Below are 15,765 nucleotides of genomic sequence, written 5' to 3' on the forward strand. Positions count from 1 at the left end.
CCACCGACCAGGAGGAACCCGGCATGGACCACGCCCCGGTCGCCGACGGCGCATCGGACGCCCCCGCCTCTGCGTTCCCGAACGGCTACGACCCCTTCGATTTCCGGATCCACGAGGATCCGTATCCGTTCTACGCCTGGATGCGGGAGCACGCTCCCGTGTACCGCAACGAGGAACGGGACTTCTGGGCCCTGTCCCGCCACGCCGACGTCGTGGACGCGCTGCGCAGGCCGCAGCGGTTCTCCAACCGGTTCGGCATCTCGCTGGAGCCGGAACTGTGGGGTCCGCACGCCGCGAAGACCAGCTTCTTCCTCGCCATGGACCCACCCGACCACGGCGTCTACCGTGCGCTGATCTCCAGTGCGTTCACCCCGCGTCACGTAGCCGCGATGGAGGAGCGGATCCGCGAGATCACCCGCGAGCGGCTCGAGGCCCTGCGCGGTCAGCAGCGCTTCGACTTCGCCACCGACTACGCCGCCGCCCTGCCCAACGACGTCCTGTGCGAGATGCTCGGCATCCCCGAGTGGGACTGGGACCTGATCCGCGCGGACACGGACGCGCTCAACGTACGTGAAGACATGTCAGACCAGCGCGGACCGACGGCCACGGCAGCAGCCCTGCGCATGGCCCAGTACTTCGTCGGACTCGTCACCGACCTGCGCAAAAGCCCCGGCCAGGACCTGACCTCGACGCTGATCGTGGCAGAGGTCGACGGACGACGCCTGACCGATTCGGAGATCGTCGGTTTCCTGTTCGTCATGGTCGGCGCGGGCAACGAGTCCACCGGCAAGACCATCGGCAACGCCTGGTACCACGGGCATCTCGAGCGTGAGATACAGCAGGCCGGGCTGAACGGACGAGCCGACAAGTGGGCGAACGAGACGCTGCGCTACGACTCGGCGAGCCAGATGGTTGCCCGCCGCCTCACCGAGGACACCGTTCTCCACGGTGTCCGGCTGCGCGCGGGTGCCCGTATCGCCGTCCTGCCCGCGTGCGCCAACCGCGACCCCCGGGTCTTCCCCGACCCGGAGCGCTTCGACCTGGATCGCGACACCAGCAAAATGATCAGCTTCGGGCACGGGCCGCATCACTGCCTGGGCTCGGTGCTCGCCAAACTCGAGATGCGTGTCGCGCTGGAGGAGATCGGCGCTGTCGCGTCCGCGTACGAGATCGATGTCGACCGCGCTCGCCGCGTCCACACCCCTCACCAGCGTGGCTTCGCCGCTCTCCCGTGCGAGGTCACCTGGCGCACCGCACGGGCCCACTGACCGCGTCCGCTGCGGGCGGCCGGCCGGTTCAGCCGGCTTTAGTCCCCGCCCCGCAGCGGCCGCAGTGAGCGTCCAGCGACTTCTCGATCACGCCGGCCAGCGCCTCGGCCTGGTCCTGGAGGAAGTAGTGGCTCCCCGCTGGAATCACAGCGAGGTCGACGCTGCTGCTGAACCGGTCCCACAGCCGGACTCCGCGACCGTATCCGGCGGTCATCGGGTCGGCGGTGCCCGCGATGAACGTGATCGGTGTCGAGAGCGGAGTGGGTGGTTCTGCGGGCTCGCTCAGCCATGGCTCGGTCCCGCGCGTCCACACGTCGGCGAAGTAGCGGCCGCCCTCGGTCACATCGTGGCGGAAGGCACGCATCACGAACGCGATGGTCTCGTCGTCGACCTCTGTGCCGAACCCGCCGATGGATCGCAGGTAGCGCACCTCCGCCTCGTCGGCATCGGGCATGCTCCCCCGGGTCGTCCCCACTGTCCGCGCACCGACCCGGAGCCACCCGCGCTGCACCAGCGCCGCCAGCACCCGCTGCATTGCACGGCCGATGCGGCGTGGCTCGTAGAACGGGTACGAGGCCCCCAGGAACAGCCGCTCGACCGGTCGTCCCGCGGCTTCGACCTGGCGGACGACCTCGACGGCCAGCGCCACTCCCACGCAGTGCCCGTAGACCGCGACCGGGCCGGGCGGCAGCGCCAGCACGGCCGCGGCGCACTCACCGGCGATGGCGTCCACGGAGCGCAACTGGGGATCGCTTCCCGGCTCGTGTCCCGGCAGCGTCACCGCCTGGAGCGAGACATCAGAGGACAGTTGGCCGGCGAGGGCACGGTAGGCGATGGCGCTGCCGCCGCCGAACGGCACGCACACCAGGTTCGTTCCGGGCTGCGTCCGCGGCGGCGCCAGGCTCAGGAGCATGCTCGAGGCGGAGGCCGGCGACTCCAGCGCAGCGGCCAGCCCTCGCACGGTCGGGTGCGTGGTGATCAGCGGGACCGTCGCCCCGTCGATCTGACGGATCGCGCGGACCGCGTCGAAGGATGTCCCGCCGAGCTGGAAGAAGTCGCTGTCACGCTCGATCGACTGCACCCCGAGCACGGACTCGAAGGCGGCGGCAACCGCCTTCTCGCCCGCGGTCTCCGGTCCGCTCCACGGGCGACCGCCCGACAGCTGCACCTCTCGGCGCGGATCGGGCAGCTTCGAGCGGTCGAGCTTTCCGTTGCGGTTCAACGGCATCGCATCGAGGACGGTCACCGTCGCCGGCACCATGAAGCGCGGCAGCCGGTCGGCGAGGTGCTCCCTCAGCCGCGCAGACAGCTCCGCACGGTCGGCCTCGCCGTCGACGGCGGTCACGTACGCCGCGAGCTCGCGGTGCTCACCGCGCGCATGCACCGTGACCGCACTCTCGCGCACGGCGCGGTGCTCGGCCAGGGTGTGCTCCACCTCGCCGAGTTCGATCCGATAGCCGTTGATCTTCACCTGGTGGTCGATGCGGCCGAGGAACTCCAGGGAGCCGTCGGCCAGCCTCCTTACCTTGTCGCCCGTGCGGTACAGCCGTTCGCCGGAGCCCGCCAGCGGATGCGCGACGAACGTGGCCGCGGTGAGTCCGGGCCGTCCCACGTAACCGGTCGCGAGCTGGACTCCCCCCAGATACAGCTCTCCCGGCACCGACCGCGGCGCCTCCGCGAGCCGACCGTCCAGGACATGGGCCCGCACGTTCGCCACCGGCCGGCCGATGGGGACCACACCCGGAGGGGCTGTTCCGGCACAGTCCCACCACGTCACATCCACCGCGGCCTCGGTCGGCCCGTACAGGTTGTGCAGCTCCACCTGCGGCAGGGTCTGTGCGAACCGGCGGGTGAGGCCGTGAGGCAGGGCCTCACCGCTGCAGAGCACCCGGCGCAGGTCCGGCAGCTCAACGGCGCCGGGGTCGTCGACGAACAGTTCCAGCATCGACGGCACGAAGTGGGCTGTCGTCACTCGTTCGTCGGCAAGGATCCTGGCCAGGTAGGCGGCGTCCTGGTGCCCTCCGGGGCGGGCCAGCACCATGACCGCACCGGTGGTCAGGGGCCAGAACAGCTCCCACACCGAGACGTCGAAGCCGAAGGGAGTCTTCTGCAGCACACGGTCATCCGGTGTCAGACCGAAGGTGTCCTGCGCCCACAGCAGTCGGTTGAGGATCGCTTCATGCGTGACCGCAACGCCCTTCGGACGTCCGGTGGATCCGGATGTGTAGATGACGTACGCCAGGTCAGAGCCCTGCACCGGCACCGGTGTCCGGCTCGTGCCAGGCTCCTGCGGCCGCAGGGGGCTGACGACCCGAGTCGCGCCGAGGCGGCGTGCGAGCGTCGCCAGGTCAGGCTGTGCGATCACCACCCCGGCCCCGGCGTCGGCGACCATGAACGACAAGCGTGCCTCGGGAAGCGACGGCTCCAGCGGCAGGTACGCCGCGCCCGCCAACTGTGCGCCGAGGACCGCGACCACGAGGTCGCGAGAGCGTTCGAGACAGACCCCGACCGTCGATCCGTGACGTACCCCTGCGTCGGTCAGCGCCGCGGCCACGGCGCATGACCGGTCCCACAGCTCGGCGTAGCTGAGCACGCCCTCCTCCGCCACCACCGCGGGCGCGTCAGGCGTCTGCTCCACCCACCGCTGCACCAGTGCGGGCAGGCACGTCCCGCCGTCGCCGTAGCGGGCGAAGCTCCCGGACGCCGCTGGGTCTGCCTGCCCGTGTCGCGCGAGGCCGGAGGCGACAGCGCCGATCCTCGCCTCTCGCGTCAGCCCCGTCAGGGCCGTCCGGAACGCGCCGAGGATCTCCTCCACGTCGCGGGAGCCGATACGGTCGCGGTGATACAGCGCACGCAAGGTGGATGCCGCGGTGACGAAGACGGTCAAGGGCTCGCTGGTCTTCTCGAAATCCGTCAGCCCGCGCAGCGACAGCTGCTGTGCGTCGGTGCTGTCGCCGAAGTCAACGGGGTAGTTCTCCAGGACCAGCAGGCTGTCGAACAGCGGCTCGGTCGCCGTCACCCCCGTCCAGGACTTGATCTGGGCGAGCGGACTGAACTCGAAGCGGCGCGCCGCCGCGTGCAGCGCCTGGACCTCTCGCAGCCACTCCCCCACATCACGGTCCATGGGGACCGTCAGCTGCAGCGGGAGGCTGTTGACGAAGCTGCCGACCATCCGCTCCACCTGCGGCAGCAGCGCGGGCCGGCCCGAGCAGGCAACCCCGAACCGTACGTCGGATCCTCCGCTGAAGCACTCCACCACGAGAGCCCAGGCCGCCAGCATCAGCGTGCCCGGCGTGACACCGTGTCGAGCGGCGGTCCGGCGCAGCGCAGCGCTCAGCTCCTCGCCCAGCACGAGGTTGTGCTCGTCGATGACCGAGGGCGGACCGTCCGGCGCACTCGGCTGCAGAGGACCCAGCCTGTCGAATGCGCCGGCGTCGCCGAGGGTCTCGGTCCAGAACTCCCGTGCCGCGTCCAGGTCCTGCTGATGGAGCCATGCGATGTAGTCGCGGTAGGGCGGAGCGGGCGCCGGCGGCGGCGCCCCTGTGGTGAGGCTGAGGTAGCGGCCGACGACCTCCCCGATGACCAGCGGCACCGACCAGCCGTCGACCGGCAGCATGTGGTGGGTCCACACCACGAGGTGCCGCTCGGCGCCCAGGCACACCAGGTCAAGGCGGAGCAGGGGTGCCTGCGCGGGGTCGAACCCTGCCGCCCGCTCAGCCGCGAGCAGCTGCTCCGCCTTCTCGTCCTGCAGGGCCGTGTCCAGACCGGACCAGTCGTGGCGGCGCAGCTCAACGGGCACCTGGCGGTGCACGACCTGCAGGGGCGTGTCCATGCCCTCCCAATGGAAGGAAGTGCGCAGGGCCGGGTGCGCGCGCACGGTCTGCTGCCAGGCGGTCTCCAGCGCCTGTGCATCGAGCGGCCCGTCGACGGCGAAACTGTGCTGCGCCAGGTACGTGTCGGAGTCTCCGTCATAGAGGCAGTGCAGCAGCATGCCCTGCTGCAGCGGTGACAGCTCGTAGACGTCCTCCACTTGCTCCGCGCTCACTCGGCCTGCCTCTCGGCGAGCCTGCCCAGCAGGCCGTCGAGCTGGGCCCGGTCGACGCGTGCGAGCGGGAAGTCCGCCGTCGCGCCTTCCGGGTCCACCGCGCCAATCAGCGAGCGGAGGTGAGCGGCGTGGCGCAGGCACAGGCGCTCCATGGTCGCGGCGTCGTGCCGCAGCTCGCCGTACTCCCAGGCGACGGCGAGTTCACCGTTACGCACGCCGGCGCGCACCTCGAGCGGATAGGGCCGCAGCTCGGAGGGGCTGCGATCGCCGCCGATGGTCTCCGCGGCAACGGCGAAGGTACCGGACGCAGGTTCCACGGCCTTGCCCGTGTAGGCGAACGAGATTTCGACCGGCGCCGCCTGCAGCGGCTCGCGCCCCTGGCGCAGCAGCTGCCAGCCGGTTCCGCCCGCGGGCACGGCGCGCAGCGTCTCCTTGACGGTGCGGAGCGTTTCCTCTCCGGCAGCATGCAGGAGCAGCGGGTGTGCGGGGCTGAACCAGCCGATGGTGCGCGTCACGTCGACGTCGTCGAACAGCTGCGCCCGGTCGTGGCGGACGACATCGACGAGGTGGCGCTCGGCGCCGGTCCACTCCTCGAGTGTGCGGGCCAGCGCCGCGAGCAGCAGTTCCTCGACTGTGCAGGCCAGCCGATCGGGCGCCGCGAGCAGGGTCGCGGTCGCGGCCGGATCGAGGCGCGCGGTGGCGGTCCGGGAGCCGGCTTCGGTGTCGGGACCGCGCTGATCCGGGTGGTCCTCAGACAGCCGTCTGCGCTGCTTCTCCCCGGGATCTCCGGTCACCACCTCGCACCAGTACGGGCGTTGGCCCTGTACGGACTCCGATGACGCATAGGAGGCGAGCCTGCGTGCCCAGGACTGCCATGACGTGGTCTTCGGCAGGAACCGCAGCGGCTCACCGGCCGACAACTGCACCACCGCGGTCTCCAGGTCCTCGAGGAGGATCCGCATGGACGCCGTGTCGGCCACCAGCCGGTGGACCACCACGGCCAGCTGGTCCGCGCGCCCCTGACCGGGTCGCAGCAGCGCGACCCTGATCATCGGCCCGACCGCGGGATCGAGGCTGCGCTGCAACTCCGCACAGACCTCGGCGGTCCGCAGATCCGGGTCCCGGTCGGAGGAGAGGTCGTAGTACGCGAACGGAGTCTCGTCACCGCGCGGGGCGATGCGCGACCGGGTCCGGGCCCCCGCGAGCAGCAGCCGCTGACGCAGCCCGTCATGGTGCCCGAGCACCGCTTCGGCGGCCGCGCGCAGCACCTCCGGATCGACCTCGACCGCCAGGTCCAGCAGCACCGAGAGGTTCCACTGTGCGGGCTGTGCCAACTCAGCCGTACAGAACGCGTGCTGGGTCGGTGCAAGGGGTGCGGGGCCCGTGACGTCCGCCTGCTCGGCGTCGACGGTGCGGCCGGCCTCGACGACCACGGCGAGCTGGGCGACCGACGGGTTCGCGAAGAGGTCGTACGGGGTCAGCCGCAGTCCCGCCTGCTGCGCCTGGGCAACCACCTGGATGGCGAGGATCGAGTCTCCGCCGACCTCGAAGAAGTTGTCGTCGACACCGATCTGTGCGATGCCCACGACACCGGCGACGATCCCGGCCAGCGCCTGTTCCGTCGCCGACTCCGCTGCGCGGAAGCCTGCTGCGCTCACCGCGTCCTCGCGGCTCGGGGCGGGCAGGCGCGCGCGGTCGATCTTGCCGTTCGCGTTGAGCGGCAGCTCCTCTATCTCGACGAACGCCGAGGGGACGAGGTAGGAGGGAAGCCGTTCGAGGAGAAAGTCCCGCAGCCCGGCGGCGACACCGGCCATGCCGGCCGACGGCACCACATGGGCAAGCAGCCGGCGGTCTCCCGGGGCAGGCTCATGGGCCGTCACCACGGCCTCTGCGACCCCGGGATGGTCAGTGAGGGCCGATTCGACCTCGGTGGGCTCGACGCGGAAGCCGCGGATCTTGACCTGCGTGTCCACCCGGGAGTGGAATTCGAGGTTGCCGTCCGTGCGGCGGCGCACCAGGTCGCCCGTGCGGTAGACCCGCTCGCCCGGCCGGGCCGGGTCCGCGACGAAGCGCTGTGCGGTGAGGCCCGGGCGCCCCAGGTAGCCGCGGGCAAGGCTGACACCACCGATATAGAGTTCGCCCACGCCGCCGTCCGGGACCGGCCGCATCCGCCGATCGAGGATGCGCAGGTCGGCCGACGGGAGCGGTGTGCCGATCGGCAGGTTCGGCCACTCCGTCTCCGGGTCGTCCGGGTCGAGCCTGAAGAAGGTGGAGCTGACCGTCGTCTCGGTGAGGCCGTACACGTGGGCGAGTGGCACGCCGGTGCGCCGCCACATGGCGAGGCGCTCGGGCAGGACCCGCTCACCCCCGATGATCACCAGGCGCAAGTGTCTCGGGAGCTGCAGGCCGAGCCGGTCGATCTCGCGCGTCCACTCGTGCCAGTAGGCCGTCGGCAGCTCCATGACCGTCAGGTGCTCCCGCTCGATCAGCGCGGCAAGGTCGTCCTCCCCGCTGATCAGGTGTTTCGTCGGCATCACCACGGCGCCGCCAGCGAGCCAGGTCGGGAACAGCTCTTCGGCAAGGACGTCGAAGCCCGGGGAGGCGAACTGCAGGAACCGGTCGCCGCTGCCCAGGCCGAGCCGATCCACCACGTCGCGCGCGAACACCGCGAGCGACCGGTGTTCGATCACGGCGCCCTTGGGACGGCCGGTCGATCCCGACGTGTAGACGACGTACGCCGCCGATGCCGGATCCGGCAGGTCGAGGTCGCCCTCGTCGCCCACCGGTGCGTAGCCCCCGTCCATGAGGACGGTGGTCCACTCGCCAGCCCCTGGCCTGTCCGCCAGCGGCTCCTCGGTGACCAGTACCCGAACGTCGGCGTCGGCGAGCTGGAACGCCATGCGTTCCGGCGGGTATGTCGGGTCGATGGGCACGTACGCCCCGTGCGCCTTGAGTACGGCCAGGATCGCCACGGCCAGTGCCGGCGAACGGTCGACCAGGACGCCGACGCGCGCGTCCCGCCGAACTCCTGCGGCCCGCAGCCGGTGGGCGAGCCGGTTCGCACGGCGGTTGAGCTCGGTGTAACTGGTCGCGACTCCGTCCCAGATGACCGCCGGGGCGTAGGGGGCAAGCCGCACCCTGCGCTGGAACTGCTCGATGAATCCGCTCACGTCGGACGAAACCGTCGGTTCGCTCTCCGCGGCGCCGGCCCTGAGCTCGACAGCCCAGACGGGTGTGTCAGGTGCGGTGACGAGGTGGTGGAGCACCCGCTGGAACTGCTCGGCCAGCAGCGCGACCGTCGCGGAGTCGAAGAGTTCGGACATGAAGTGCCACTGGATCTGCAGCGTCCCGGCGTTGGGCGTGACGTTGAGGGTGAGGTCGACCGAGGTCTTGGCCGGGGCTATCGACACGGGTGTGATGCGCAGTCCCGGCAGGTCCAATGTCATGTCGGGCACGGTGAGTACGTTGATCCAGACCCGGCTGAACGAGGTGCGGGTCGACTCACGACCGAGATCGAGGCCCTCGGCTACCCGCTCGAAGGGGAGATCCTGGTGGTCGAGCGCGCTCGCCAGCGTCGCGTGTGCCTCACGTACGACTTGACGTAGCGTCAGGCCGTCGTGCATCCGCACCCGCAGCGGCAGCGGATTGGCGAAGCTGCCGATGAGCCGCTGGGTCTCCCCGCGGGTACGTCCCGACACGAGCGAGCCGACGACGACGTCGTCCTCACCCGAATAGCGGTTGAGCAGTACCGAGCACGCGGCGAGCAGCACGCCGAACAGCGAGGCGCCCTCCTGCTCGCCGAACCGCTGGACGTCGGCCGCCAGCTCCTGCGGCAGGTGCGTGTCATACACGCCGCCCGCGTACGTCGGGCGCGCCGGACCGGGACGGTCGGCCGGCAGCGCCGGCTCGGCAGACATCCCCTTCAACTGCTTGTGCCAGTGCTGGACTTCGAGCTCCTCCCGCTCCTCGTCGCGCTCCTCGCGCTGCCACGCCGCGAAGTCCCCGAACTGGATGTCGAGCGGAGGAAGGTCCGCTGGGACGTCGCCGAGGCGGCTGCGGAACATCGCAGCCAGCTCCTCGACGATGATCGCCAGCGACCAGGCGTCCGAGGCCGCATGGTCGGCCGCGAACAGTGCGACATACACCTCCGCCTCCAGCCTGAGCAGCGTCACCCGCAGGCGCTGCGGATCGGCAGGGTCGAAAGGACGGGTCATGTCACGTCGAGCGAGCCGCGTGACCTCGTCGATCTGCCGGGCCGGCGCCATGTGTGTCAGGTCCACCACGGGCGTCGGCACCGGCGTCACCGCCTGGACGGCCTGAACCGGTGTCCCGTTCCCGGCTAGGTCGATCGTCGTCCGCAGCACCTCGTGGCGCTCGATGATGTCGGTGAGAACACTGCTCAGCAGGATCAGATCGAGGCTGCCTTCCAACCTCAGGGCGCCGGTGATGTTGTTGACCGACCGGATCTGTCCGACCGCCCACTCCCGGTGCTGAGAGACACCCAGCGGGGTGGGGACGGAGCGGTCGCGTGGCACGATCCGGCCCCCTGCGCTCTCCCCGCGAGCGGCCGCACGGTCGGCCAGCCGAGCCTCGAGCACGGCCCGCTGCTCCGGCGGCAGTGCGGCGATCCGCGATTCCAAGTCGCTCATGTCGCCACTCCTTCGTTGATCGACCGTGACCCCGTTCCCTCCGGGGGAACCGAGGGCCATGTGTGCGCCGGCGGTCCGTCGAGCGTTCTGCCGATGGAGTCGATCACCTTTGCCTCGGATGCGGAGTCGAAGAAGTGTCCGCACGGCAGAACCTCCATCGAGAAGGCCGCCGTCGTCTCGTCCCGCCACGCCTGCATGCGATCCGGCCCCGACTCCGGGTCGTGCTCCCCGGCGAAGGCGTGAATCGGTATGTCGAGCAGCACTTCCGGGTGGAAGTCATGCGTACTCAGCACCGTCAAGTCCGCCTCCAGGACCGGCAGCAGAGCGGCCAGCAGACTCGCTTCCGCCAGCACGGACGGCGGGGTTCCACCCATCTCCCGCACATAGCCCTCCAGCCCGTCGTCGCGGTCCTCCCAGAGCCAGTTCCCGTCGTCGAGAGCCGGCCCGCCGCTCGCGGACACGAACAGGGCACGGGGCCCCGGCAGTTCACGATCGCGCAGGGCATGCGCCAGCGCCCACGCCACGCGAGCGCCCATGCTGGATCCGTAGCAGGCGAACGGCTGCTCCGGAGACGGCGCCAGCACGTCGATCAGCTCCTCCACCAGCGGATCCATCCGGGCATGGCGTTCTTCGAGAAACCGATCCGCGCGCCCGGGAAGCTGAACGCCGATGACCTCCACCGACGGAAGCAGCGCGGGCCAATGGCGGAAGATCCCCGCACTCCCCCCGGCGTAGTGGAAGCAGAGGAGTTTGGTCGCCCCGGCGGGCAGGGGCGCGGCGAACCGCTTCAGCCAGAGCCGTTCCCGCTCCGTCGACGTACGCGCGGTGCCGCTCATGACGCGACCCCGAGTGCGGCGCCCATCAGGTCGAGCAGGTCGGACGGCGCCTCGATGAACCGATGGTGACTGCCCTCGAGCAGCACCGACTTCGTCTCCCCGCATATCGGCCAGCCACCCATGGTGGAGTACGGGATCTCCTCGTCCCCGGTCCAGCCGATGGCCACGATCGGGCACGGCAGCCGGAGGGGTTCGGGCACGACGTAGCGCTTGTTGGTCTCCACATCGGCGCGCAGTACCTCGAGGTACAGCTCGATCAGTTCGGCGGACGGCGTGCCGCCCAGTTCGCGGATCAGCTTCTCCAGCTCGGCGCCCAGCTCGTGGTCGTCCATCTCGAGGAACCTTCCGGCGGGGCCGTCCTGCGGGGCCACCTCGGACGAGACGAACAGCGCCGCCGGAGTCGCCACGTCCCTCGTGACGAGCTGCACCGAGGTCTCGTACGCCGCCAGCGCCGAACCGCAGTGGCCGAAGAAGCCGAAGGGCACATCGAGGTAGGGCGCCAGCCCCTCGACCATCTGCTCGGCGAGCTCATCGTAGGAGGTGAAGTTGGGCTCGGCGAACCGCGACTCGTGCCCTGGAAGCTCGACCGGCAGGAACTCCACACCGTCCCGCTCCGCGGGCCACTGCCGGTACATGCTCGCGCCGCAACCCGAATAGGGAATGAGGAAGACCCGTGCGCGCGCGGTCCGCGACGGTTCACGGGTCAGCCAGCGCTTGCGGAGGGGAGGTCGGGACAAGGACATGGGGAACCCTTCCGACGTTCGGACTCAGCCTGCGTGGGCAGGCGACGCGGTGATCGGCAGCTTCCGGTAACCGGAGACGAAGTTGGAGCGCAGTCGCTGTGGCTCCCCAGCAGGCTCGAACGCCGTGAACCGCGTCAGCAGCTCGTTGAACAGGGTGCGCAGCGTGACCCGCGCGACGGTGTGCCCCACGCAGTAGTGGGGGCCGATTCCGAAGGCCAGATGCTTGTTCGGGCGCCGGCGGATGTCGAAGTGCTCCGGATCCGGGAACACCGCACTGTCCCTGTTCGCCGCGCCGAGCCAGCTGACCACTGCTTCGCCCGCCCGTATGCGCGTCCCGCGAATCACCACGTCGTCGACCGCGTACCGCATGAAGTGGCTGACGGGTGAGCCCAGTCGCAACGCTTCCTCCACGGCCGTCGGGGTGGCGGTGAGGTCCTCGGCCCACCGGCTGAGGGTTCCGTCGGCGAGGCCCTCGGTCATCATGTAGTTGGGGGCGTGCGGCGTCGTGACGACCGCTCCGAGCAGCACGCTGTAGCAGTTGGACATGACCTCACCGGGGGTCATGGTGCGTCCATCCACCTCGGTGGTGATCAGCACGCTGATGAGGTCGTCTCCGAGGTTGTGGCGCCGCTCGCGGTAGATGTCCTGGAAGTACGCGAACAGTTCACGATGGGCGGCGTCCAGTGTCGCCTGGGTGCCCGCCTCGTTCTGGTACGCAGGATCGTCGGCGGCGATCGAGGCGACCAGGAGCTCGCCCAGCCGCGGCCAGTCCGCACGCGGCAGCCCCATGGACTCGCCGCCGATGGCCACCGGCAGGGCCAGCATCGCCTCCGCGAAGTCGAAGCCGCCGTCGGCGGCCAGCGGTGCCAGCGCCTCGTCGACCAGGCGGCTGATCATGCTCTGCTGCTTCTCGATGGACTTGATGGCGAGCGCCTTCTGCAGGCGCGCCCGCATGACGGTGTGACGCGGCGGATCCGTCGCGGCGATCTGCCGCCCGCCCGCCGGGTCCTCGACCCCGAGAATATTGATCATCGTGCCGCGCTCGGAGGTGAAGGCGGCAGCGTCACGCAGCACCCTCTCCACATCGGCGTACGTCACGACCGACCAGAAGCCGTTGTGGTCATCCACTTGGGTCCACTCCAGGTGGTCCTCCTCGCGCATCCGCGCCCAGACTCCACGGAAACCCAGCTCGGTGAAGGCCGCGGAGTGCGCCAGACCGGCGGCGGCCGCACCGACGGGACAGCCCGTGGCCGGGCCGGCGGACGAGTCGACCTCGTTCCTACTGAGCCGATGCATCCGTGGTCCTCTCAGGGTTCGACTCCCCCGCGCTGCCGCGGAGCTCTTTCGCAAGTTCGGCGATCGTCGGTCGCAAATACAGCGTGCGTGCGGGCAGTGTCGAGTCGAACTCCGCCGGCAGAGCGGCCAGCAACTCGGCGGCCAGCAGGGAATGTCCGCCCAGGTCGAAGAAGTTGTCCTCGACCCCGACCTGCTCGATGTCCAGCGCCTCGCTCCAGACCTCCGCCAACCGCGCCTCGACGGAGTCTCTGGGCGCGACGTACTCATTCCACACATTCCGCGGGATCTTTGCCGACGGCAGCGCCGACCGGTCCACCTTCCCGTTCGGGTTGAGCGCCAGCTCGGGGTGCACGACGATCGCCCACGGGACCAGATGAGCCGGCAGTACCGCCTGCAACCGCTCCCGCAATGAGGCACTGAACGCAGCCCAGGTCGACGGGTCGCGGCCCCCGGCCGCCACGTACGCGATCAGACGCGTGTCGCTCGCCCCGTAGGTCCGGGGCACCACCGCGGCCTGCGCGACACCGGGGAGGCGCAGGATCTCCGACTCCACCATGCTCGGCTCCACGCGGTAGCCGCGTATCTTCAGCTGCCGGTCCACCCGGCCGAGGAACTCGAGGGTGCCGTCGGCCTGCCACCGCGCCAGGTCGCCGGTGCGGTACATCCGGCTGCCCGGTGCCGCTTCCGGGTCGAGATCGGCGACGAAGCGCACCGCGGTCTCCGCCCCGCGGTGCAGGTACCCGTTCGCCACCCCGCTGCCGCCCACCCACAGTTCGCCGATCTCCCCGTCGGCCACGGGCCGCAGGTCGTCACCGCGGACCACGGCGGAACTGCCGTCGATCGGAACGCCGATCGGCACCGTGGGCGCCGAACCCGGATCGCGTGTGGTCCAGCAGGTGCTGAAGGTGGTGTTCTCGGTCGGTCCGTAGCCATTGGTGAAGACCAGGTCGGGGTAGGCGGTCATCACCCGGCTGACATGGGCCGGGGACAGGACGTCTCCGCCGGCGAGCAGATGCCGGATCCCGGCCAGGCCCTCCAGGTGGTGCATCACCATCTTGTGGAACAGACCCGCCGTCAGCCACAGCACGGTGACGCCCTCGGCGCGCATGGTTCCGGCCAGGTCGGCGAGATCGAGGTTGGCGTGCAGCGGTGGCCCCAGGGCCAGCCTCAGCCCTCGTACGAGGGGCATCCAGATCTCGAAGGTGGACACATCGAAACCGACGCGGGTGAGCTGGAAGAACACGTCATTGTCGCGGACATCGATCCACGACGGGTCGTCGACGAGCCGGAAGACCGCCCGATGCGAGACGACCACGCCCTTGGGGTCGCCGGTGGATCCCGACGTGTAGCAGACGTACGCCGGGCTGTCCACGGGAGTTCCGCCGTCCTCGACGGCCGGTACGGACGGGGATGCCTCGGGCTCGACGTCGTCGATGTTCACCACGACCGGCAGGTCGATCTGGTGGCCGGAATCGCTGTTGACGATGGCGTGTCCGGCGCGGGTGTCGGCCAGGATCCGCTCCCGCTGACCGGGGGGCTCGGCCGGGTCCAGATAGAGATAGGCCGCGCCGGCCCGCAGCACGGCCGTCAGTGCCACGATCAGGTCGATCGACCGGTCGAGCAGCACCACGACGGTGTCGCCACGCACCACCCCGGCGCTCCGCAGGCGCCGCGCCAGTGCCGCCGAGCGCATGTCGAGTTCGCCGTACGTGAGTCGCAGATCCCCGTGGCTGACGGCAATCGCGTCCGGTGTGCGGCGGGCCTGCTCGCCGACCATCTCGTGGATGCAGCGCGGCTCGTGCGCACGGGCCCTGAGTTCAGCGGACATGATGGACCCAGCCCTCCGGGTCGGGCGCCGAACCGTGCTGGATCCCCAGCAACTCCCGGCGCAGCCGAAGTGTGACCGGACCCGGCTCGCCGTCGGCGACCGTCCATTGCCCGCTCTCCGACTTCACGGTGCCGACGGGTGCGATCACCGCGGCCGTTCCGCAGGCGAACACCTCGGTGAGCTCACGGGACGCGCATTCCTCGCGCCATTGATCGATGGAGATCGGGCTCTCGGCCGCGTCATAGCCCAGTTTCGGCGCCAGGGTGAGGAGCGAGTCCCGCGTGATGCCCGGCAGCAACGTGCCCGTCAGAGGCGGGGTCGTCAACCGCGGTGGTCCGTCGCGATGTGTATGGACGAAGAACAGGTTCATTCCCCCCATCTCCTCGGCCCAGCGGTGTTCCATGGCATCCAGCCAGACCACCTGGTCGCACCCGTGGGCCGTTGCCTCCAGACCGGCGGCGAAGGCGCCCGCGTAGTTGCCGCCCGTCTTGGCGTAGCCCGTTCCGCCGCGGACTGCGCGCGTGAAGTTCGTCGACAGCCAGACCGCCAGCGGCTTGGGCGGCCCTCCCCCGAAGTACGCGGTGGCGGGCGAGGCGACCACGCAGAACAGGAAGGTCCGCGACGGGTGGGTGAAACCCAGCGAGGGATCTGTCGCGATCATGAAGGGGCGCAGGTAGAGGCTCCTGCCGGCCCCTTCCGGCACCCAGTCGCGATCGTGGGACACCAGCAGTTCGACGGCCCTGACGAAGATCTCCGGCGGCAGTTCGGGCATCGCCATGCGCCGCGCCGACGCGTTGAACCGTGCCGCGTTCGCTTCCGGACGGAACAGCGCGACCGCCCCGCCGGGATGCCGGTATGCCTTCATCCCCTCGAACAGCGCCTGCCCGTAGTGGAAGACCGAGGTCGCCGGCTCCAGCGTGAACGCCCCGTAGGGTTCCAGGCGTCCGTCGTACCAACCGCGCTCGGCGGACCAGCGCAACGTCACCATGTGATCCGTGAACGTCTGCCCGAACCCCGGCTCCTCCAGCACCGCGTCCCGTTCAGCAGCGGGCAGGGGCCGGCGCGTGGGGCATATCTCGAAGTCCATCGTCGCGGCGGTC

At 70.2% G+C, this 15,765-nt stretch carries 8 protein-coding genes; 1 reads left to right on the plus strand and 7 read right to left on the minus strand.

Features of this window, described 5'->3' with window-relative positions; all coding sequences use genetic code 11:
* Nucleotides 1-23: 23 nt before the first annotated feature.
* Nucleotides 24-1,268: a cytochrome P450 gene (locus OHA88_RS02840; protein WP_328624060.1), complete on the plus strand. Its 1,245-nt coding sequence runs from the start codon at nucleotides 24-26 to the stop codon at nucleotides 1,266-1,268.
* A 28-nt stretch (nucleotides 1,269-1,296) separates the two neighbouring features.
* Here the strand turns inward: OHA88_RS02840 and OHA88_RS02845 are convergent, their stop codons facing one another.
* From OHA88_RS02845 to OHA88_RS02875, 7 genes are read right to left on the minus strand one after another with little or no spacing between them, the layout of a single operon-like run.
* Complete coding sequence (locus OHA88_RS02845; RefSeq protein WP_328624061.1) at nucleotides 1,297-5,313, minus strand: amino acid adenylation domain-containing protein; 4,017 nt, start codon at nucleotides 5,311-5,313, stop codon at nucleotides 1,297-1,299.
* Nucleotides 5,310-9,962, minus strand: a complete 4,653-nt coding sequence (locus OHA88_RS02850) for a non-ribosomal peptide synthetase (protein ID WP_328624062.1) — start codon at nucleotides 9,960-9,962, stop codon at nucleotides 5,310-5,312. Before OHA88_RS02850 ends, OHA88_RS02845 begins: the two co-directional genes overlap by 4 nt.
* Nucleotides 9,959-10,798 carry a thioesterase II family protein gene (locus OHA88_RS02855; protein ID WP_328624063.1) on the minus strand — a complete coding sequence of 280 codons (840 nt, stop codon included), beginning with the start codon at nucleotides 10,796-10,798 and terminating at the stop codon, nucleotides 9,959-9,961. Before OHA88_RS02855 ends, OHA88_RS02850 begins: the two co-directional genes overlap by 4 nt.
* Nucleotides 10,795-11,541: a thioesterase II family protein gene (locus OHA88_RS02860; RefSeq protein ID WP_328624064.1), complete on the minus strand. Its 747-nt coding sequence runs from the start codon at nucleotides 11,539-11,541 to the stop codon at nucleotides 10,795-10,797. Before OHA88_RS02860 ends, OHA88_RS02855 begins: the two co-directional genes overlap by 4 nt.
* Nucleotides 11,542-11,565: 24 nt before the next feature.
* Nucleotides 11,566-12,837: a cytochrome P450 gene (locus OHA88_RS02865; RefSeq protein ID WP_328624065.1), complete on the minus strand. Its 1,272-nt coding sequence runs from the start codon at nucleotides 12,835-12,837 to the stop codon at nucleotides 11,566-11,568.
* Nucleotides 12,821-14,665: a non-ribosomal peptide synthetase gene (locus tag OHA88_RS02870; RefSeq protein ID WP_328624066.1), complete on the minus strand. Its 1,845-nt coding sequence runs from the start codon at nucleotides 14,663-14,665 to the stop codon at nucleotides 12,821-12,823. Before OHA88_RS02870 ends, OHA88_RS02865 begins: the two co-directional genes overlap by 17 nt.
* On the minus strand, nucleotides 14,655-15,752 hold the full coding sequence (locus OHA88_RS02875; RefSeq protein WP_328629570.1) for a branched-chain amino acid aminotransferase: 1,098 nt from the start codon (nucleotides 15,750-15,752) through the stop codon (nucleotides 14,655-14,657). The genes OHA88_RS02870 and OHA88_RS02875 overlap by 11 nt, the downstream gene beginning before the upstream one ends.
* Between the last annotated feature and the right edge of the window lie 13 nt (nucleotides 15,753-15,765).

This window comes from Streptomyces sp. NBC_00353 (assembly GCF_036108815.1).
Classification (GTDB): domain Bacteria; phylum Actinomycetota; class Actinomycetes; order Streptomycetales; family Streptomycetaceae; genus Streptomyces.